Here is an 806-nt window from a genome sequence, read left to right as displayed (position 1 = left end):
ACCTGCTCCCCGTTGATTAGTACACCCCGATGTTAGTAATGTCTTCATAAGCCACATGAGGACATCCCCATGAAGAAGCGTTTTTCCGACGAACAGATCATCAGTATTCTCCGCGAAGCCGAAGCTGGGGTACCCGCCCGTGAACTCTGCCGCAAGCATGCCATTTCCGATGCCACGTTTTACACCTGGCGTAAGAAGTATGGCGGTATGGAGGTGCCTGAAGTTAAGCGCCTGAAGTCGCTTGAGGAAGAGAACACCAGACTCAAGAAGCTGCTTGCCGAAGCCATGCTGGATAAAGAGGCGCTTCAGGTGGCTCTTGGGCGAAAGTACTGACGACAGACCAGAAGCGGGAAGCCGTGATGTTGATGTGTGATGCGACCGGTCTGTCGCAACGTCGTGCCTGCAGGCTTACAGGTTTATCCCTGTCGACCTGCCGCTATGAGGCTCACCGTCCGGCTGCTGATGCGCATTTATCAGGGCGCATCACTGAGCTGGCACTGGAGCGCAGGCGTTTTGGCTACCGTCGTATTTGGCAGTTGCTGCGCCGTGAAGGGCTTCATGTTAATCATAAGCGCGTGTACCGGCTTTATCACCTCAGTGGCCTGGGCGTAAAACGCAGAAGACGTCGTAAAGGGCTGGCAACAGAACGTCTGCCGCTGCTCCGTCCGGCGGCGCCCAATCTGACCTGGTCGATGGATTTCGTCATGGACGCACTTTCCACCGGTCGCAGGATCAAGTGTCTTACCTGCGTCGATGATTTCACAAAGGAATGCCTGACGGTCACTGTTGCCTTTGGGATTTCAGGC

The 806-nt window shown here is 55.2% G+C and carries 1 pseudogene; it reads left to right on the top strand.

Annotation, left to right across the window (positions count from 1 at the left end):
• Window positions 1-69: 69 nt before the first annotated feature.
• Window positions 70-806, top strand: a pseudogene (locus SHD_RS21915) (IS3-like element ISSen4 family transposase); the annotation flags it as partial.

The sequence above is a fragment of the Shewanella decolorationis S12 genome (assembly GCF_000485795.1).
Classification (GTDB): Bacteria; Pseudomonadota; Gammaproteobacteria; order Enterobacterales; family Shewanellaceae; genus Shewanella; species Shewanella decolorationis.
The sequence above is the reverse complement of the archived record's forward strand: the minus strand, read 5'-3'. Positions and strand labels throughout refer to the sequence as shown.